The organism is Kitasatospora sp. NPDC092948, assembly GCF_044754805.1.
Classification (GTDB): Bacteria; Actinomycetota; Actinomycetes; order Streptomycetales; family Streptomycetaceae; genus Kitasatospora.
Window position 1 is genome coordinate 92,809 of record NZ_JBIVPU010000020.1, and the last position, 17,464, is coordinate 110,272.

Here is a 17,464-nt window from a genome sequence, read left to right on the forward strand (position 1 = left end):
ACGCCGACGCCCTGCACGCGGTGCGCACCAGCTCGCGCAGCGGACGGCCTGGCCGCCGAGTCGGTTTGCACCCGCCAGGGGTGGCCGACCAGGTCAGCTTCACTCCGTCAACTTCCCTGCCAGCGGTGCGCACCTTCGAGGGATCGCTCGGTAGGTCGAGCCCTTGGGCGGACGCGGATGCCGCGACCATGGCCCCGTGAAGATCACTGCCCGTGCCGCCGCCCTGCTGTGCGGTGTACTGTCCCTGGCCGGCTGCGGCGTCGAGACGCAGTCGCCCGCCTCCAACGACTCCACGCTCAACAAGGCTGCTGGCATCGGCACGATGTCGGTCGTGTGCACCGGGGACATGTGGGAGCGGACACGGCCGGTGAGCCTGGCCAAGGTCGAGACGAAGCCGGCCGACGGCGAGCGCGGAGCCCGCGGCCTGGTACGGGTGACTCTGACCGGTGCGCAGCTGGTCGACTACCTCAAGGAGCTCGACTTCAACGGGCACCCCGGCTGGGGCACGTCGAAGGTCGACCACGAGCAGCACGACCAGCAGATCGCGAAGCGCATGTACGACGCCCTGACCCCGGCGGTGGCGCACGCGACGAACGCCCGCTCCGCCACCGACCCGGCCCCCGAAGTGCTGGTCGACGACACCCTGGCCTCCCCGGCCCCGTAACCGGCAGACGACCGATCCCGCCACGAACGGACATCACCATGGACAACCCGCCCACTACGACAGCCGGTACGTCGCCCTGGCGGGAACTGCTGTCGACCGTCGGTGAGACCTTCAACGGCAGCACAGCCGATGCCGTCATGGACGCCGTAGGCCGCCCGGAAGCCGCGGCCTACCTCGCCGACGACGCCCTGACCAGCATGGAAGGCCTGACGGAGCTGCTGTCCTCCCCCTGGGCCCTGCACACCCCCGAACAGGTCGGCGCCGTCGCCGCCGCCCTGACGGCCGTTCAGCACCACGCCGAGGAGGCGAAGGGCCAGTCACCCCGCAGGCCTGACTCGGGCCGACCACGTCGACGGCGTACTCGACCCTGCGGACACCCGCTCCGACGACACCGGTAACACCACGGGAATCAGCGGCGGCGGGCACGACGTCAACCGGCTCACCCGATACTTCCCCGCTTCGGGTGGACCGGCGTGCCGAAACGCGCGCGCCGGCACGGTCCACCGCGACTATGACCCGCGTGAAGATCTCGTACCTGTTTCTGCGCGCCACCGCCTGCGCCCTTGGCACTCTGCTCCTCGCCGGCTGCGGCACCCGGACACCGGCATCCCAAGAGGCCCGACTCACGAAGGCGTCCGGTGTCGCCAGTATCTCGGTCGTCATGCCGGAGGGCCTCTGGAAGGACACCAAGCCGTGGAGGGACCTGGACAAAGTGCCGGTCGACCACCTCGACGGCGACCGGGGCGCCCGGGGCCTCATCCGGGTGAACCTGACCGGAACCCAGGTGGTGACCTACATGAAGTACCTCGACGGCAATGCCCACCCCGGGCCGGGAGGCGGCCTCCCGAACAAGCAGCCCTCGGCGAGGGTCTACGACGCGATCGGCAGCGCGCTGGACACCATCAAGCCCGCCCGCACCGCCGGCGATCCCGCTCCCGAGGTGCTGATCGACGACACCCTGGCCACCACCGCACCATAGCCTCACCCGCTATGTGACGCGGGCACTGGGCGCGGGCGTGAGCCTGGGGTGAACGTGGGCTCATCGCCTCGGGATGTGGATGATCTCGCAGGCGATGCCGGGGACGCCGGCCATCTTGGGGTCGGTGGTCAGCAAAGGGCACAACAGGGTCTCGGCGAGCGCGATGTACAGCGCGTCGCCGACGTAGGTGTTGTCCCGCAGCTCCCAGGCGCGCAGCAGGAGGCCGGGAATCGGGATCCGTTGGACGTCCAGCGCGTCCAGGTCGGCAATCGCCGCGCCGGCGTCCTTCTCGGCGAGCGCGCCGCGCTGCATCATCCGCACGATCGCCCGGCTCGCCTCGTGGTCCAGGTGCGCCCGTACGCGGAGCCGCGTGAGCCGGGCCGCCACACCACCCGCCCGCCGCCCGCTACCGTCAACCATGCGGCCCACCGCCAACGGCAGCCGCCGCCACCACGAAGGAGGCCCCGGTGACCACCCAGCCCGACCACCAGGCCCAGGCCGCGCCCCGGCCAGCCACCCTGCACGAACTCCGCACCGCCCTCAGCAGGTACGGCCTGCCCGGCGACCGCGAGAACTTCGAACGGGACCTGGCCGCCGCCCTCGACGCCTCCCCGATCGGCGACCTCGCCGCCGTCACCGAAGTCGCCGCCACCTACCGCCACCGCCTCGCCCTGCGCACCAGCCCGGACGCGATGGACTCCCTGGCCGCGCCCATCGGGGGCCAGCAGTGGAACTCGGCCGCCGACGTGTTCGCCCGCCTGCGAGCCGCCGGCGGCGACCGATGACCGGCCAGCCCGATCAGCAGCCGGCCCCGGCCCCGCTGCACGTCTTCCTGTCCGACGCCGCCGGGCACGCCCTCGGTGCGCTGCAGCCCGGTGAGCTGGACGCGGTGGAGAAGCTGATCGAGCGCCTCACCGTCCACCCGCGGCTCGGCATCCCGGTGCCCGGCGGCACCGACCCCGAGGTCGACGACTACACGGCCCGCACCGACCCGGCCGCCGACACCGGCGACCGCATCAGCCTGGTTTACCGCGTCCATTCCTCGATGGCCGCTGTGTTCGTGACCTGGGTCATCGCCGGACCCTGATCCTGCATCAGAGGCTCTGGAAGATGGCCGGGCCCTCACACTCGTCGACGTGAGAGGGCGTTAAGTCCGTTTCTGATAGAGGCCTCGTCCGGGTTGGGTGAGGAGTCTTTGGCGGATGAGTCGTCCCAAGCGGGAGCGGGTGATGTTGACCGAGGGCTTGTCGGTGGGCAGGCCGAGGAGTTCGTGCAGTTCACGGACCCGGAAGACCTGCCGGGGATGCTCGTTGAAGGCGGTCACGATCTGCTGGTAGACGGTGGCGGTCTTCGCGGGATCCTGTCCGTGGTCGAGCGGGATCAGGCTGCCGATGACCTTGCCGGTGGTGACGATCTCGGCGAGGCGGGCCTCGACCTCGGCGAGGGCGCTGGTGAGTTGGTCGATCTGTTCGCGCAGGTGATCGGCGCGTGCGGCGGTGTTGTTGTGATCGGCCTGCAGCAGCCGCAGGAACTCGGTGACGTTCACGCGGCCGGCTCCACCTCGTCGCGCTAGGCGGGGCTGGGGGTGGTCAGGCGGCGAAGCATGCCGGCGGTGGAGGCCCAGTAGACGCGGGAGGTGGCGTTGTCGGACCGGTGGTCGTAGTCGCGGGCGAGGCGCCGGTGAAGCATGAGGGTGCCGTTGACCTGCTCGACGACCCACCGCTTCGGCTGCGGGACTAACCCCTTGCCCACGTCGTCGGGGTTGCGCCGGACCACCTCGACGGCGATGTCCTTCACCGCCCCGTGGATGATCACCGTGTCCTTGAAGCCCCGGTCGACCAGGACCTTCTCCAGACGTGTCCCGCACCGTCTCGCGGCCTGGTCCAGCACGTGGCCGATCGGGATTCCGGTCGGCGCGGTGGTCAGCAGCGCCACCGAAAACGCTGCAGCGATCGCCTGGGTGGACCACCCGGTAGATCAGGTAATGCGGAACAGTGGAATGGGGAACGGCTGATGCGCGCGCTGGGCATCACCGGCGCGGTGAGGGCAGGGAGGTCACCGTGGGCCTGTTGCTGGAGCGCTCCTGATAGCCAGGGACTACGCACTGTGACGATTGGCTTGATGCTCAGGCCTGCGGACCGAACCATCGGGTAAGAGCGGCTTCGAGTGGTGTCCCGTCGGCGTGGGGCCAGGCGATGTAGCCGTCGGGGCGGATCAGGACAGCGTCGAGGTTGTCGATGCCCTCTGTGGCCTTGGCTGTGACGTGATCGAGTCGGTTGTTCCAGCCGTCGAGTGACCTGTGCTTGCCGTCGAGGGACAGCAGGAGGCCTCGGCCGGGGTGCATCAACCGGCTGACGCGGGTCGGGCCGTCCTTGGTGGTCAGGTCCAGGTCGATCATGCGGGTGCCGAGTCCGGGGTACTGGATGTCGAGTCCGGACATCAGGCCCGAGATGACGCGGTTGGCCTCGGGCAGCCGGAGCAGGTCGGTGACGATGTCGCGGACTGCGGCCACCTCTTCGTCCCGTCCGGGGTTCAGCAAGACGGCTTGCGCGCGGGTGTGCTGCAGGACTCGCGCGGCGACAGGATGCCGCTCGGTGTGGTAACTGTCCAGCAGTCCTTCGGGTGCCCAGCCGCGCACCGTGGCGGCGAGCTTCCAGCCCAGGTTGACGGCGTCCTGGATGCCCAGGTTCACGCCCTGACCGCCGATGGGCATGTGGATGTGTGCCGCGTCGCCTGCGAAGAGCACCCTTCCCTCGCGGTAGCTCTCGACCTGCCGCACGGCGTCGCTGAAGCGGGACGCCGCCCGCAGTTCGCCCAGTTCCGTCTCGGGCCCGTAGGCGGCCTGCAGGGCCTCGCGGACCTCCTCGGCGGCGACGGGCACCCCGCGGCCTCGGCCTTCGCCGGAGAGCTTGGCAAAGATCAACCGGTACAGGCCGCCGTCGAGGGGCGCCAGCATGGTGAAGAACCCGTTGGCGACTCGGGTGTACCGGCTGGCGTGTCCGGCGGCAGCGGGAACGTTCTCGGAGCGGGAGGCGAGAGTGATGTCCGCGGCCACTGAGGACGTCCTGCCCGCCCGGCCTGGGAAGGGGACGTTCAGCAGCCTGCGGACGGTGCTGTGCCCGCCGTCGCAAGCGACGAGGTAGCTGCCGCGGATGCCGCCGGCGGTGACGCCGTCGGCGTCCTGCTCGATTGCCGAGACCTCGTGCCCGCGGAGCACCGGCACGCCTTGGTCGGCCAGGCGCTGTTCGAGGAAGGCTTCCAACTTGGCCTGCGGGAGGGCGACTGGGTGCGGATGGCGGGTTCGCCAGGGGCGACAGTCCAACTCGACCGGCAGCATGGCGAAGTGTCCGCCGGCTTCGTTGCGCGACGGTGCGTCCTCCAGCAGCGGATCCAGCAGTCCGCGCAGGTCGAGCACCTCGGCGGTGCGGGGCTGCAGCTTTGTGGCCCTGGACTGTGCGTTGCGGGCGTGCTCCCTCTCCAGAACCACGACCGGTATCCCGGCCAGTTGCAGTTCGTGGGCCAGCATCAGCCCTGTCGGGCCGGCTCCGACGACGATGACTTCGGTTCGCACGGGATCCCCCAAATCAGCATTGGATGCAAAAATGCACTGAGTGCACAGCATGATACGCTGATTGCATGGATGAGCGAAACGAGCAGGTCGGAGGGCAGAAAGGGGTCGGGCTGAGGGAACGGAAGAAGGCCCGTACCCGCGAGGCCATCGCGGCCACGGCACTTCGGCTGTTTCTCCAGTCGGGGTTCGAGCAGGTGTCGATCACCGAGATCGCGGAGGAGGCGGGCGTCTCCCGCCGGAGCCTGTTCACGTACTTCCCCACGAAGGAGGACCTCGTCCTACACGTCTTCGCCGACCACGAGGACGAAGCGGCCAGGACGGTCCGGGCCCGGCCGGCGGAGCAGCAACCATTGGAAGCGCTGCGTGAAGCCCTGCTGGCTGCCCTGCGGCGGCGTGATCCGAACACGGGCTTGAACGACAGCCCGGAAAGCCTGGCCTTCTACCGGCTGGTCGGCGGCACCGAGAGCCTGGCGGCGGGACTGACCCGCTACACCTCGCGCGGGATCGACGCCTTGGCCGGGGCCCTCCTGGAGTCCGGCTTCGATCCGCTCAGCGCTCGCCTGACGGCCTCGCAGGTGATCGTGCTGGAGCGTGAACTCGCCGACATGAACCATCAGTCCCTGGCAGGCGGCCAGTCCGCGACCGAACGCTACCCGGAGGCCGTCCGAGCCGCTGACCGCGCGTTCGACCTGCTGCGTGACGGCCTGGGAGCCCGCTAGGGTTCCCGGCCTGGGCCGAGTGATGGCCTGCCGGCCGCACCGGTCACGGCTGTCCGGCCTTCTGGCCGGTGGCGTCAAGTGTCGGATTGTAGGCGGGCGGGGGTACGTGGAGCCCGTCGGTGGTGTAGTCGCCGAACCGGAGGACATTCTCGCGCCGGTAGGGGTTGAGGACCGCCAGGTCGCCAGCCTTCGGACTCCATCCCTCACGGGCCATCCGGCGCAGGACGTGCGTCATGTCGATGGTGGTGGAGAAGACCACGCCGGACGCGATCAGGTCGAGGAACTTGACCGCCTTGTCCTGCAGTTCCGGGTCGCGGCTGGCGAGCCAGCCGGCGTTGCCGAAGTGGAGCGGCTCGGATGATCTCGGCAGCGGTGAGGGCATGACGCCGGGAGTCATCGGGATCCTCCGCTACCTGCATGAGGTACTCGGCTCGGCAGAGTTTGGAGGCTGTCTCCGGATGCCGTTCGATCTCGACCACGACGGCTCACCGCAGGAGGAACCCCCGGAGAGGATCGAGGGTGTCGGAGCTGATGGCCTTGGTGATCGCTTCAGCCTGCTCGGTCTGCATCGTCGCCGATGTGGGCCGGGACGGCCTGCAGTGCGAGGACGCCGATGCCGAGCTGGGCGGCACGGTGCTGGGCGACCAGGTCGCGGCCGGCGCTCACGTGGCGGCGCCCAGGCCTCGGTGGTGATGCCGTCCGGGGCGGGGCCGGTCTCCAGCTCGGCGGCCGGGACGTCGGGGCGGGCGCGGACCTCGGCGACTGCGGCGGCGACGATCCCGCCGACCGTCTCGACCGGGAGCGCGGCGCCGCCGGCGTCCTTGGTGGGCGCCGGCATGGCGTTCGGCGATCAGGACGATCACCTCGCTCGGCGCGGCCCCCGGGCCTCGGAACGCTCTCTCACCGGGGTCGTTCGCCGGTCAGCTGCTGCCAGCGGCCGCAAGCAGCGTCCGCCTCCCGTCGGGCCTGGAGAACGCGCAGGTTTAGCTGGGCGGTGACCTGCTGCACCTTCTGCTCGGCCTGGAGGCGGCCGCCGGTGTCGGCGGTGACGCGCTCCAGTTCCGCCTTGGCCTTGGGAATGAGGGCCCGGATCCGCTGATTCGCGGCGCCGGCGTCGGCGATGGCGTTGTGGACATGGACGACGAAGGCCCGAACGTCCGCCTCAGGAGTCTCCTCCAGTGCGAGGGTGAGCAGTTCGCGCCGGCCGTCGAGCGGGGTCAGATAGATGTAGGCCTCCGTAGGGGAGTACTGGTCGTCGATCGTGAGTCCGAGGAGCGGGTGGGTGGCGCCGGTGCCGACCCGAAGGGCGCGCTCGTACAGGTCCAGACGGTCCCCGAGCGAGTGGAGCAGCGGTCCGTTGAAGTCAGGGTCGTTCAGTGCGGCCAGGTGGAGTTCGGCCTTTCTCACTCGGGCCTGGTGCTCGCGAGTGGCGTCGGCTGCGGCCGAGCGGGCTTGTTCCTGCTGGGCCGTCATGTTCTGCTCGGCCCGGCGCAGGTTCTCCCGGGCCGTGCTCAACTTCTGTCGTTCCCGGCTGTATCGGGGGTCGAAGGTGTGCTGCCAGGTACCGGGGTAGAGGCTTCTCCGCCAGGCCACGGCCGCCACGATGGCCAGGACCGCCAGGGCCGACCAGAACAATGTGGTCCACACAGTTTCCGCCATGGCTTCTCCTCCGGGTGTGCGGGTGCGCTCCGGTCGTGGCGGCGGTGTTCGCCGTCTGCTGCCGGACGCGGGATCAGTGGGTGGTGATGGACGCGGCGGCACCGTTGAGGAGAACCCATCGGTCGCCGCCGTTTTGGGGCGTTGGGGACCGGAGACGAGGGTCGCGGTCAGTGGATGTTCTGGGTGAGGGAGGCCACGAAGTGCAGGATGGCCTGGCCGACCGGAGTGGCGGCGATCAGGACGCCGAAGACCACGCAGTACGCCGCGCCGAGCTTCTCGTCGAAACGGGTGCGCGGCTGGGTCGGCCTGCGTAGGCGCAGCACGATGATGACGCCGAGGAGTGCGATCGCGCTGAAGGTGAACTGCATTCCCTACCCCAAGTGATGCTTCGGATGCTCTGGGTGAGAGTGTCAGAGGTATGGCGGTCGTGAGGCGTGATCGGGAAGTTCGGCCACCGACCGCCGTGATCCGGCCGGTTGGGCCCGACCGCCTGCGGCGAGCGGCCGCCGCCTCCTACGCTCTCGGCCAGGATTCCGGCCCGGAGGGGGAAGTGTCGTGGCCCGCAGGCCCGTTCGACGTCGCCGCAGCGCCAAGCGCCGCGGGCGGAACCGAGGCGACGGCATCGTCCTGTTCGGCGTGGCCACCGCCGTGGTCATCCTGCTGCTGCTCGTGCTGGGGTGGCTCCTGAACCACCTGCTGCTCCTGTTCGGTCTGCTGGCCGTTGCCCTGGCCGTCGTGCTGCTGGTGGTTCGCGGCAAGGTGGCGGCCTCGCGACGGGAGCATGAGGCGCAGGTCGCGCAGCTGCGGCATGTCGGGGCGTTCCTGGCGATGGGTCCGAAGGAGTTCGAGCATGCGCTGGCGGTGTTGTGCCGGCGCGACGGCTGCACGAAGGTCACCGTCGTCGGTGGCGCGGGCGATCTCGCCGCCGACGTCCTGGCCACCACTCCGACCGGGCAGCGGATCCTGATCCAGGCCAAGCGGTACGGGCCGAAGACGCTGGTGGGCTCCCAGGACGTGCAGAAGGTCAACGGCACCTACCGCGACGTCCACCGCTGCGACCTCGCACTGGTCGTCACGACCAGCACCTTCACCAAGGCCGCCGCTGCCTTCTGCGCCCGAGTCGGGATCCGGGCCGTCGACCGCCGGGCGCTGGCCCTGTGGGCGGAAGGAACCGCTCGGCCGCCTTGGAGTTGACCCGCGTCCAGTACGGCGGGAGGTGTCCAGGGCGGCGCCGGACACTGGGCGCGCGAAGTCCTCGGCCGGTTTGCGCGTCTCACCGCGGCGACGTTCTGTGGCCGGCCGGCCGCTCGACTTGCCTTGCAGGCCTCGGGGTTGAACGACCGTCGCCTTGTGGCGAAGCGTGCTGTCGCGGACACGGTCTGTCGTAGGCTGGCCGCGCAACACAGGAGCGGGAGGGGGACCTGTGCGGAACGTGCCGGGCGACGACATCGTCGTCGACTCCAGTCTCGTGTTCCGGTCGTCGGTGGAGTTCCTGGACACCAAGGACTTCGTGTACGCCATCGCCGCGGGCACTGCGGGCGACCTCGCGTCATCATCGGGAATGGCCGGCGATGACAGCGTCGCGCACTCCTTCGCCGCGAAGTACGAGCCGGCGGCGAGGACGATCGTGCAGGCGATCGGCAAGGCCGGACAGGGCATGGCCGCGATCTCCGGGCGCCTGCTGACGATGGCGGCGAACTACCTGGCGGTCGAGGACTCGATCGCCGCCGCCATGTCCGGCCGGATCGACACCTCCTCCGCCACCGCGCAGCGCGCGCAGGAGTGCGAGCCGAGCGAGGCGTACAACGGCCTGCCGATGGTGACCGGGTCGAAGGAGGTCCACGAGATGCCGGTCGTCGGGAAGTTCTGGCCGCAGGGCGATCCGGACCGGCTGCGGCACGCGGGGCAGGTGTGGGCGAAGTGCGCGTCGCTGATCGACGACGCGCAGGTCAACGCCGGTCTCCATGCTTCCTCCGTTGTCGCCGGATGCCAGGGCAAGGCGTTCGACGCCTTCCAGGAGTACGCGGCGACGGTGTACGCGGCCCGTCCGCACGGCGGTACGGACGTGTCCCCGTCGCTGCCGCTGCTGGAGAACACCTCCGCCGCCTGCCGGCAGATGCAGGCGATCTGCAACCAGTACGCGGACGCCGTCGACGACTGCCGCAACACGCTGATCGGCCTGGCGACGGCAGCCGGGATCATCACCACGGCCGGCGTCGTCCTGACCTTCTTCACCTTCGGCGGCTCGGACGTCGCCGCCGGCGCGGCGGACGCGGCGCTCGCCGCCGACGCCGCCGTCGCGGCCGACGCGCTCGCGGCAGCCGAGGCCGAACTGGCGGCCGCCGCCGCAGTCGCCGAAGCCGAGGCGGTGGTCGCCTCGCTGGCCGCCCGCCTGTCCGTCACCGTCGCCGCGACCGCCGCGGTCGCGGCCTCGCCGGCAGTCGCCATCGCCTCGACACCGCCCGGCCCGCCGCAGAACCCCCTCGCCGTACCGGGCGTCGGTCCCGTCGCGGCACCGGTGCCGCCCCCGTACCCGACATACGACCCGGCCCAGCAGTTCGCCGCCTCCACCTGGGTCGCCGGACTGCCGCAGCGGCAACCCAACTACGGCACCCAGGATGACCGCGACTACCAAGTGCGCGTCGCCGGCACCCCCGAACGCCTGATGTCCGGCGCCAACGGCGAGACCGTGTGGGCCGACGGCTTCCGCACCACGGACGGCGCGATCATCGACGCCAAGAACGTCCGCAAGCCCGGCTGCAGCCCCCGCTCCCTCGAAGGCCTGCAAGAGAACAAGTTCAACACCAACCTGCTGCTCAGCGGGGACGAATCCGAGCTCGACCGGTACAAGGCAGCCATCGACAACCCCGCCAACCACGCCCAGTACCTCGAGGTGGACACCCCCGACCCGGCCACCGTCGGATACTGGCAGTTCCTACTCGCCGCGCACCACGTGAAGAGCAACGTCCGCGTCGTCCCCTGACGGAGGCTCACCCATGAACGCGATCTACATCGCCGCCCCCGAGGGCACCACCTGGCCACTCAGCGGCCAGGACGTCGAACGGCGCCTGGAGACCCGCTTCCCCGACGTGCAGACCTGGCACAAGTACGCCCCGGTGAGCCGCAGCGCCTACATCGACTTCGAGATCGACATCGACGGCGAGCGGCGGCACGGCAGCTACTTCGACCACCGGCACCTGATCCTCCGCGACGCCGAGCCCCAGTTCTGGGCCGACACCGTCGCGTGGTTCCTCGGCCTGCTCCCCCCGGGTACGAACGCGGTCGCCATGGTCGAGTCCAACCCGGACGAGATCCGCCCTGTCCCGGCAGCAGCGACGACCCGGCAGATCGCGGACCTCCTCGACAGCCTGGCCAGCGAATCCTGACGCCCGCCCCGCCGCAAGGTCCGCCGCCCGTTGTTCCTCGCGTGCTCGCCCCTCCGCTTCCCCGGCCAGCGCTGCTCGGCCTCGTGACCCGCGCGTCGCCGCTCCAGTGCCCACTCAACGACACCGCGGTGACGGGCGGGCTTCCGGTCGCATCCATCGCCGGCCCGAAGCGGACCCGGTCGCCGACGTCTTCGCCCGCCTACACGCCGACCGCCGGCGGCGGCGACCCCCGTCGCCAGGACAACGGCTGGTGCTCGCTGTGCCGCGGGACCGGCCTCGTGCCCAAGCGCGTCCAGGAGCACCAGGTCCGCTTCCCCGCCGGCCTTCGCGAAGGACAGCGCGTCCGGCTCCGCGGCCTGGGCGAGCGCGGCACCAACGGCGGCGAGAACGGCGACCTCTACGTCACCGTGCACATCGTGCCTGACCGGCCGCCAGGCAGGCGTACATGTGACGTGCTCCTGGGATCACCTCACATGTACGTGACGTCGGGCCGCGCTGTGCCCAAGCCGGGATGGACTCATGGTTCATTTTGGTGATTGTGGTGTCCCCCAAAATGGACCATGAGTCCATCCCTCCCCTTCGCTCTTCCCCACCCCACAACGCGCGCCGCCTGCCCTGCCGGACCACCGGGTACGGGCGGCAATTGCGAACCGATGCGGACCGCGGCCGCGTGGATGGCTGGGCGCGGCGTGCTCCGCCCCCGCACCCGTGGCCAGCGCCCGGCGGCGCTGGACCCGCCATCCTGCCGCCTGCCCTGCGCCGCCGGTCCGCCGTCAGGGCCGTGGCCGGCCCCGCCGTCAGCCCGTCACCGCACCGGCCCGGGCCGTGGACGGCCCGGGCACTGGGCAGTTGCCATCGAGGAGGTGGCCGGTGCCCGTACGGGGCGGAGCCACCTGCCGGTCCGGCCTGCACCGGGTGCCGCGTGCTGCCCGCCTACCGAGCGGTTGCCGACGTCACCACCTGCCGACGAAGACCTTGCTGCCCACCTTCACGACCTGGGAGCGCTGGCCGGGACCGACCGGTGCCCGCACCCGCCGCCGAACCGCAGCGCCAGCAGCGGCAGGGCATGGGCACCAGCCACCGGAACTCGTAGGCATGGAAAGGGCCCCCCTGGGCCCGGGTCCGGCGGCAGCCGGACTTCCATGACTGGCGCAGTGACCCCGGCCAGCAGGGCCAAACCCGACCCGGCCCGGGCGGCGGCAGCGGCACGGAAAGCCAACCCGCCGGAGGCCACCCCAGTGGCAAAGCCGCAGGCCAGACCGCCCGTGGTGGCCGCTGTGACACGAGGTGCTGCCGGACCGGTGGGTACGGGAGCGCCGGTCCTCCCGCGCGGCGGGAGTAGTGAGAGAGCCCCGCCCGCGAGAACCGGTCATAAACATGCTCTGACCTGCGAAAACGACCAGTTTGTGTCAGACATTGTTTGGCCCTGGCCAGCAGGGCCAAACGCTCTCGACTTTGGCCCTGCTGGCCAGGCCAAACCGGCGGGCGTTATCCACAGGCCCCGGCGCCTACTGTCGAGCGCGGCGGGACGACTCGCCGGGACGGTCTGGCCCTAACGGTAGGGCCAAAGCACTATCACCCGTGATAGTGTCCCGATGACATTGGATCAAGGAACCTGGAGAGCGCCGATGGCTGACAAGCCCAAGCTGGGCTACGGCGAACAGCTGGTGACCCGGCTCGACAGCCGGGGAAACGTCGTCTACTCGGTGCAGAAGATCTCGGGCCGCACCTTCGCGGAGTCCGACACCACCAAGGGCTACACCACCGACGCCCCGCTGATGATGCTCACCCTCGCCCAGATGGACATCCCGCAGACCTGGATGCGGACCTGGTGCACCCTGGTCGGCTTCCAGCAGATGAGCGGCAAGGCCCCACGCCGGGCGCCGCTGGGCATGGTGAAGACCACCCACCGCGACATCAGCGCCGCCTCCGGGGTCTCGCGGACCTACGTCGGCGAATCGCTGCTGTTCTTCAACGAGATCGGCTGGCTGCGAACAGCGCGCCGCTCGGTCTACCAGTTGAACCCGTTCCTGACCTTCGCCGGGTCCAGCGCCGACCAGGAGGCGGCGCAGGACGTCTGGGTCGCGGAGGTGCCCGAGTTCCTGATGCCCGGCCCGGAGTACGCCACGGCCTGGCGCAAGGAGCGCCGCGAGGAGCAGCGGTCGGTGGCCAAGGCCACGAACGTCGTGCTGCTCGGCTCGAAGGCGGAGAAGAACGAGATGCCGGCGGCGGCCCCGAAGGTTCGGGCCGTCCGGACCGCCTGAGAGACGGCGAGGCCCGCTCCGTTGCACCGGAGCGGGCCTAACCTGACATTGGATGCTCAACGTATCAGCTAGCCGGTGGGCGCCCGCGCCCCTGACCGAGGACTCCAGATGACGACCACCCGGTACGTCCCGCCGATCCCCACCACCGAGATGGTGGCCATCAGCCGTGAGGCGCTGGCCGTCCTCAGCCTGGTCGAGCTGACCGCGAACAGCCACCGCCTGCTCACCACGCTGCTGGCCTACCAGGATCCGGAGACCGGGTGCGCCGGCCTCTCCCAGGTCGAGATGGGCACCCTGCTCGGGCTGAGCGCGCCGAGCGTCAACCGGGCCGTGAAGCAACTGGCGGACAAGGGCCTGGCCTGGCTCCTGGAGCCGGGCGTCTACCAGATCCACCCGCTGCTGACCGGCGGGAAGATGCGGGCCGGCCTGGCCGCGGTGCCCAAGATTGACTCCCTCGACCCCGAGCGGTTCGGCGAGCGGCTGCGGCAGCGCTACGAAGGCCAGCTCGCCAACCTCGGCATCAGCGCGTAGCGGACAAAGACCGCCTTCGACGGCCCGGGCAACCGCCCGGGCCGTCGTCGTTGGCCCTGCCAGCAGGGCCAAAGCACTACCACCGGTGATAGCGGTTTGGCCCTGCTCGTAGGGCCAAAGCACGCGTTGACCCAGGTGGGCGGTCGGCTTCGGCTTTGGCCCTGCTGGCCAGGGCCAAAGCACTAGCACCGGTGATAGCGGTCTGGCCCTACCGGCAGGGCCAGACCACGAGGTGCGCGTCGGCGGTCCGGCCGGGCGACGGCTCGCGGTCGGCCCCGCAGGCCGCAGAGGAGTGGCAACTGCGGCTTGACCACGCTGTTCTGGGGCTCTGAAACAGTGGCTGTCCTCGGCAGACCCTGGTGGTCAGGGCCGAACCGCTATCACCGGTGCTAGCGGTTCGGCCTACCCGGCTTGTTCGAGGCTGCGAGACTGGTGATCATGACCAACCGCAGCCCTCTCGCGCTGCCCACCTTCTCCGCGACCGCCGCCGACGCGCCCCTGCCCGCCCAGTCCGGTGCGCGCCGGCTGCCGGTCGAGCAGGGTGCCGACTTCCGCCAGCCGCCCGGTGAGACCACGGCCGCGCCCAAACCGGCCCGGCGTCCGCTCTCGGCCGGCGGCCTGACCTTCTCCGACCCCGACCAGATCTGACCGGCCCGACCTCCTGCCGCGGTCCCTGTGGCCTCCGGCCGTTTCATAGATCTGCCCTCGAATGAGGGCCCGAAAGTAGAACCGCCAGCGGTCAGGAACGTTCGAGGCGGGATGTGGCTGTGGTTGACAGACCTGAGCTCTACTGTGGGAGCCCCTACGTAATGGGAGGCCACTTGTCTCACCTCTACACACGAGACGGCGTTCCGCTGAGCAGGCGCGGAGACGACGTCCACGACAGCTCCGGCCGACACGTCGGCAAGATCCAGGGCGGCAAGGTGTACGGCCCGAGCGGCCGGTACGTCGCCACGCTCGTTGGTGACCGGCTCGTCTACCGCAGCACGGACAGCGCCACCATCAGCGGCCCCTTCGCACCCAGCCCTACCGCTGGCACCGGTGCCGCGCAGGTCGGCGGCTCCGGCCTGTGGGGAGACGAACCGACGTTCTCCTGAACATCAACGGCTGTGGGGTCGCGGGCCGCGGCGGACCGTCCGGGAGCGGTTCCGAGCTCGGACGGTCGCCCGGGGACGTCATCGTCACCCGGACGGTCCGCACTACCTTCCGGGCCGGCGGCACGCCCATCGGAAAGACCCTGACCATTCAGGGAGGCAGCACCCCGATCGTGCTGCACGTGGAGCCAACCGACCTCGGCCCGGACGAGCCCGGTGTTGCCCCGGGCGCCCCGGGGCACTGACGTCCCGCATCTGGGCGGTCGGCTCCGCCGACGCGGACGGCCGGTTGGACGGGCAGCGAGGACCGCGAGCCCCGGCTACTTGGTGAGCCACATCTTGATGACCGCGGCCGGCGGGGGCACCTTCCCGTAATAGGGGGCGATGGCCTCGGCAATGGCCGCGGCGAGCTCGTCAACGGTGCGCAGCACGTACCGGGGCGGAGTGATCCAGATCCGGGGTTCGGCGTCGCGGTCGTCGTTGTTGTGAATGATCTGGGCATACAGGTGGCCCAGGCCTGCCTCCCAGCCCCAGGTGCTGTAGTTGTCCCAGCCCGGCATGGAGAAGGCTTCCAGCGGGCCGGCCGGTGCGCCGGGTTCGGCAACGCGCCGGGCGGGCTGCGGCGGTGCCGGGCTGGTGTAGGACGGGCCGTAGACGATCTCCCACACGCCTTCGGCGCGGTGCTCCAGGACGTCCATGGGGATGGTCGTCTTGAGGAGGCGCAGCTGCCGGCGGAACTCTTCCGGGGCGATGCCGAGCCGGGACGCGTGGGTGGGGATGTCGCGGTCGTGGAGTTTCAGCCCCAGCACGAGCGGCGGGTCCTCGTCCCAGGGGGTTTGCCTCGTGTGCTCGGCGAGCAGCAGGAACACCTGCCGGGTGGTCTCGTCGCTGATGCGAAGCCCCTGGACGTAGGTGAGGGCCTGCTTGCTCATCCGAACTCCCCTTCCAACGAACCGCGATGGCCACGGTCGGTGCCTGCGTGGTCACGCTATCGCCCCTGGCCGTGGCCGTTCGTGGAACAACGGAAACCCGGGCGGGCGGAAGACCGCCGACCGGCTCACCTGGCGTCGTGCGGTCCGTACCGCGCCGGCCGGGCCACAGACGGTCCGGCCTGTCCGGCTGCCCCCGGTGAACGTGGCCGGTGCCCGTACCGGGCTGAGCCGCCTGCCGATCCGGCCTGCACCGAGCACCGCGGCCTGCCCACCGGGTGGGCGCCGACGTCATCACTCACCTGACGACGAGCCCTTGTCGTCCACCTTCTCCGCGATCGCCACCGGCGGGCCCGGCGGGGCCGTGGCCTTGTCGGCTGTGCCGTCGATCATCTCGCCCGGGCGGGCTGCTTGTTCGGCGTTCCGGCTTCGAACAGTCCGTACTTGTCGCGGCGCGGCCGGGTTCGGAATCATCAGGGGCTGAATACAGGGCTTGGGGGGCAGGGGGAGGCGAGCGGGGCGCTTGTGGCCTCGTGCGGGTGAACCCGACCGGGACCCAGTCGGTGACCTACATGAAGGAACTTGACGGCAACGCCCACCCCGGGCCGGGAGACAGCCGGCCGAGCAAGCAGGCCTCCGCGCGGGTCTACGACGCGATCGACGACACCCTGGCCACTGCCATGCCGGGATCAGCCGGCGGAGTTCCGCGCGGCCTGCTTGAGCTTCGCGCTCGCCTTGTGCCTGTTCTCCGCGCCCGCCCAGTACGGGTGGGAGTGCAGTTCGGCGCTGATCGCGCCGAACTCGGCGCGATTCCCGGCGGTCGGGTCGGCGGCCCAGGCCGCCTCGACGTCGAACCAGCGGCGCTGGAGATCGAGCAGGTCAGCAGGGAATTCATCGGTGTCGGACACCGCCCCATCGTAGGCCGCACATCCGTGCGGCCCGGGCCACCGCCCGCCGGACCTGTCGCCGCCGACATCGGCAGCAACCCCTGACATCGACCTCTGACGGCCGTGCGCGTCGCTGACAAGCGCTCTCCGCGTCGCCGTTCAGGCCCGCGCCGGTCCGCCCGAACCGGCGCGGGCACATGGTCGCCGAGCGGCTGACCGACGGTCAGACTGGGGTCATGACCGCCCGCCGCCGGCTCGGACCCGGCTACCTCGCCCAGAACCCCACCACGCCCATGCCCGACGAGCACGCGCGTCTGCTGCCCGCCGAGCGCGTCGCGAGTGCGGAACCGGACACCGCCGCCGATGTCCCCGTCGCGCCGACCGGCCGCCGCCGGCTCGGACCCGGCTACCTCGCCACCGTCGACGGCCCCGCCGCGCAGGCCTGAGCGGGTCGCGTGACCGGCCGCCGGTCTCCGTTCCCCGGGGATCGTGCCGTCGGGAGGGCCGTGGCCGGCGGGTTGGCCGTCGGGCGGTCGCGGCGGTGCGCGCCGCGGGCAATGGGGTGCGGCGCGCACCGCCCGGTCATTCTCTCCCGGGTCGGCGGCGTCCCGGCTCTGTCCCAGGGTGTCCGATTCGGGCGTCCCGCTGGGACTGTCCCACCCTGTTCTGCCTGGTGGAGGCGTGCGTTGTCGGCGTACTCCTCTAAGTGCTCCGCAGGGTACAGAGCTACGTGCACCTGTCTGGGCGGGTCCGCGAAGGGCCCGGCGCGAGGAGGCCGGTG

24 protein-coding genes and 1 pseudogene are annotated in these 17,464 nt (G+C 70.7%); 16 read left to right on the plus strand and 9 right to left on the minus strand.

The annotated features are described in order from the left end of the window. Window positions 1-196 precede the first annotated feature (196 nt). The 3 genes from ACIQF6_RS34085 to ACIQF6_RS34095 all read left to right on the plus strand — a co-directional run bounded on the left by ACIQF6_RS34085 (window position 197) and on the right by ACIQF6_RS34095 (window position 1,643). Entirely contained in the window at window positions 197-664 is a 468-nt protein-coding gene (locus ACIQF6_RS34085) for a hypothetical protein (RefSeq protein ID WP_400902166.1), read from the plus strand. Window positions 665-702: 38 nt separating this feature from the next. After that, entirely contained in the window at window positions 703-1,062 is a 360-nt protein-coding gene (locus ACIQF6_RS34090) for a hypothetical protein (protein WP_400902169.1), read from the plus strand. A gap of 122 nt (window positions 1,063-1,184) precedes the next feature. Then, window positions 1,185-1,643, plus strand: coding sequence for a hypothetical protein (locus tag ACIQF6_RS34095; RefSeq protein WP_400902172.1), 459 nt, complete (start codon window positions 1,185-1,187; stop codon window positions 1,641-1,643). A 60-nt stretch (window positions 1,644-1,703) separates the two neighbouring features. On the opposite strand, the gene ACIQF6_RS34100 is transcribed toward ACIQF6_RS34095, so the two are convergent. Continuing rightward, window positions 1,704-2,063, minus strand: coding sequence for a type II toxin-antitoxin system VapC family toxin (locus ACIQF6_RS34100; protein ID WP_400902175.1), 360 nt, complete (start codon window positions 2,061-2,063; stop codon window positions 1,704-1,706). Window positions 2,064-2,110: 47 nt separating this feature from the next. On the opposite strand from ACIQF6_RS34100, the gene ACIQF6_RS34105 reads away from it, so the two are divergent. Next, a complete protein-coding gene (locus tag ACIQF6_RS34105; RefSeq protein ID WP_400902178.1) occupies window positions 2,111-2,428 on the plus strand; it encodes a hypothetical protein in 318 nt (105 codons plus the stop codon). Next, the gene (locus ACIQF6_RS34110) at window positions 2,425-2,730 is read left to right on the plus strand and encodes a hypothetical protein (protein ID WP_400902181.1); all 306 of its coding nucleotides are present in this window, start codon (window positions 2,425-2,427) and stop codon (window positions 2,728-2,730) included. The genes ACIQF6_RS34105 and ACIQF6_RS34110 overlap by 4 nt, the downstream gene beginning before the upstream one ends. A 60-nt stretch (window positions 2,731-2,790) precedes the next feature. Here ACIQF6_RS34110 and ACIQF6_RS34115 read toward each other — a convergent pair whose 3' ends face one another. The 3 genes and pseudogenes from ACIQF6_RS34115 to ACIQF6_RS34125 all read right to left on the minus strand — a co-directional run bounded on the left by ACIQF6_RS34115 (window position 2,791) and on the right by ACIQF6_RS34125 (window position 5,265). Beyond that, on the minus strand, window positions 2,791-3,189 hold the full coding sequence (locus ACIQF6_RS34115) for a hypothetical protein (RefSeq protein WP_400902183.1): 399 nt from the start codon (window positions 3,187-3,189) through the stop codon (window positions 2,791-2,793). Window positions 3,190-3,212: 23 nt separating this feature from the next. After that, window positions 3,213-3,533: pseudogene (locus ACIQF6_RS34120) on the minus strand (IS5/IS1182 family transposase); the annotation flags it as partial. 235 nt (window positions 3,534-3,768) lie between these two features. Beyond that, window positions 3,769-5,265 (minus strand): FAD-dependent oxidoreductase, encoded by a 1,497-nt coding sequence (locus ACIQF6_RS34125; RefSeq protein WP_400902186.1) that lies wholly within the window; start codon window positions 5,263-5,265, stop codon window positions 3,769-3,771. A gap of 14 nt (window positions 5,266-5,279) precedes the next feature. Between ACIQF6_RS34125 and ACIQF6_RS34130 the strand changes: the two genes are divergently transcribed. Then, on the plus strand, window positions 5,280-5,933 hold the full coding sequence (locus ACIQF6_RS34130) for a TetR/AcrR family transcriptional regulator (RefSeq protein ID WP_400902188.1): 654 nt from the start codon (window positions 5,280-5,282) through the stop codon (window positions 5,931-5,933). 43 nt (window positions 5,934-5,976) lie between these two features. Here ACIQF6_RS34130 and ACIQF6_RS34135 read toward each other — a convergent pair whose 3' ends face one another. Beyond that, entirely contained in the window at window positions 5,977-6,330 is a 354-nt protein-coding gene (locus ACIQF6_RS34135) for a Tn3 family transposase (RefSeq protein WP_400902191.1), read from the minus strand. A 122-nt stretch (window positions 6,331-6,452) separates the two neighbouring features. Between ACIQF6_RS34135 and ACIQF6_RS34140 the strand changes: the two genes are divergently transcribed. Further along, window positions 6,453-6,626, plus strand: a complete 174-nt coding sequence (locus ACIQF6_RS34140; RefSeq protein WP_400902193.1) for a hypothetical protein — start codon at window positions 6,453-6,455, stop codon at window positions 6,624-6,626. A 207-nt stretch (window positions 6,627-6,833) separates the two neighbouring features. Here the strand turns inward: ACIQF6_RS34140 and ACIQF6_RS34145 are convergent, their stop codons facing one another. Both ACIQF6_RS34145 and ACIQF6_RS34150 read right to left on the minus strand, forming a co-directional pair. Further along, complete coding sequence (locus ACIQF6_RS34145) at window positions 6,834-7,592, minus strand: hypothetical protein (protein ID WP_400902195.1); 759 nt, start codon at window positions 7,590-7,592, stop codon at window positions 6,834-6,836. A 167-nt stretch (window positions 7,593-7,759) separates the two neighbouring features. Continuing rightward, complete coding sequence (locus ACIQF6_RS34150) at window positions 7,760-7,960, minus strand: hypothetical protein (protein WP_400902198.1); 201 nt, start codon at window positions 7,958-7,960, stop codon at window positions 7,760-7,762. 187 nt (window positions 7,961-8,147) lie between these two features. Between ACIQF6_RS34150 and ACIQF6_RS34155 the strand changes: the two genes are divergently transcribed. From ACIQF6_RS34155 to ACIQF6_RS34190, 8 genes are all read left to right on the plus strand, one after another. Beyond that, window positions 8,148-8,786 carry a restriction endonuclease gene (locus ACIQF6_RS34155; protein WP_400902201.1) on the plus strand — a complete coding sequence of 213 codons (639 nt, stop codon included), beginning with the start codon at window positions 8,148-8,150 and terminating at the stop codon, window positions 8,784-8,786. 229 nt (window positions 8,787-9,015) lie between these two features. After that, window positions 9,016-10,575: a restriction endonuclease fold toxin-2 domain-containing protein gene (locus ACIQF6_RS34160; RefSeq protein WP_400902203.1), complete on the plus strand. Its 1,560-nt coding sequence runs from the start codon at window positions 9,016-9,018 to the stop codon at window positions 10,573-10,575. 13 nt (window positions 10,576-10,588) lie between these two features. Continuing rightward, window positions 10,589-10,978 carry a hypothetical protein gene (locus tag ACIQF6_RS34165; RefSeq protein ID WP_400902206.1) on the plus strand — a complete coding sequence of 130 codons (390 nt, stop codon included), beginning with the start codon at window positions 10,589-10,591 and terminating at the stop codon, window positions 10,976-10,978. 278 nt (window positions 10,979-11,256) lie between these two features. Then, the gene (locus ACIQF6_RS34170; RefSeq protein ID WP_400902226.1) at window positions 11,257-11,514 is read left to right on the plus strand and encodes a DnaJ C-terminal domain-containing protein; all 258 of its coding nucleotides are present in this window, start codon (window positions 11,257-11,259) and stop codon (window positions 11,512-11,514) included. A gap of 1,092 nt (window positions 11,515-12,606) precedes the next feature. After that, window positions 12,607-13,242, plus strand: coding sequence for a hypothetical protein (locus tag ACIQF6_RS34175; protein WP_400902209.1), 636 nt, complete (start codon window positions 12,607-12,609; stop codon window positions 13,240-13,242). A 108-nt stretch (window positions 13,243-13,350) separates the two neighbouring features. Next, window positions 13,351-13,773 carry a winged helix-turn-helix transcriptional regulator gene (locus tag ACIQF6_RS34180; RefSeq protein ID WP_400902211.1) on the plus strand — a complete coding sequence of 141 codons (423 nt, stop codon included), beginning with the start codon at window positions 13,351-13,353 and terminating at the stop codon, window positions 13,771-13,773. A gap of 438 nt (window positions 13,774-14,211) precedes the next feature. Then, window positions 14,212-14,421, plus strand: coding sequence for a hypothetical protein (locus tag ACIQF6_RS34185; RefSeq protein ID WP_400902213.1), 210 nt, complete (start codon window positions 14,212-14,214; stop codon window positions 14,419-14,421). Window positions 14,422-14,594: 173 nt separating this feature from the next. Beyond that, window positions 14,595-14,870: a hypothetical protein gene (locus tag ACIQF6_RS34190; RefSeq protein WP_400902216.1), complete on the plus strand. Its 276-nt coding sequence runs from the start codon at window positions 14,595-14,597 to the stop codon at window positions 14,868-14,870. Between the two features lie 317 nt (window positions 14,871-15,187). On the opposite strand, the gene ACIQF6_RS34195 is transcribed toward ACIQF6_RS34190, so the two are convergent. After that, on the minus strand, window positions 15,188-15,799 hold the full coding sequence (locus ACIQF6_RS34195; protein ID WP_400902218.1) for a hypothetical protein: 612 nt from the start codon (window positions 15,797-15,799) through the stop codon (window positions 15,188-15,190). A 686-nt stretch (window positions 15,800-16,485) separates the two neighbouring features. Beyond that, window positions 16,486-16,704: a hypothetical protein gene (locus tag ACIQF6_RS34200; RefSeq protein ID WP_400902221.1), complete on the minus strand. Its 219-nt coding sequence runs from the start codon at window positions 16,702-16,704 to the stop codon at window positions 16,486-16,488. 215 nt (window positions 16,705-16,919) lie between these two features. On the opposite strand from ACIQF6_RS34200, the gene ACIQF6_RS34205 reads away from it, so the two are divergent. After that, window positions 16,920-17,129, plus strand: coding sequence for a hypothetical protein (locus tag ACIQF6_RS34205; RefSeq protein ID WP_400902224.1), 210 nt, complete (start codon window positions 16,920-16,922; stop codon window positions 17,127-17,129). Window positions 17,130-17,464: the final 335 nt, after the last annotated feature.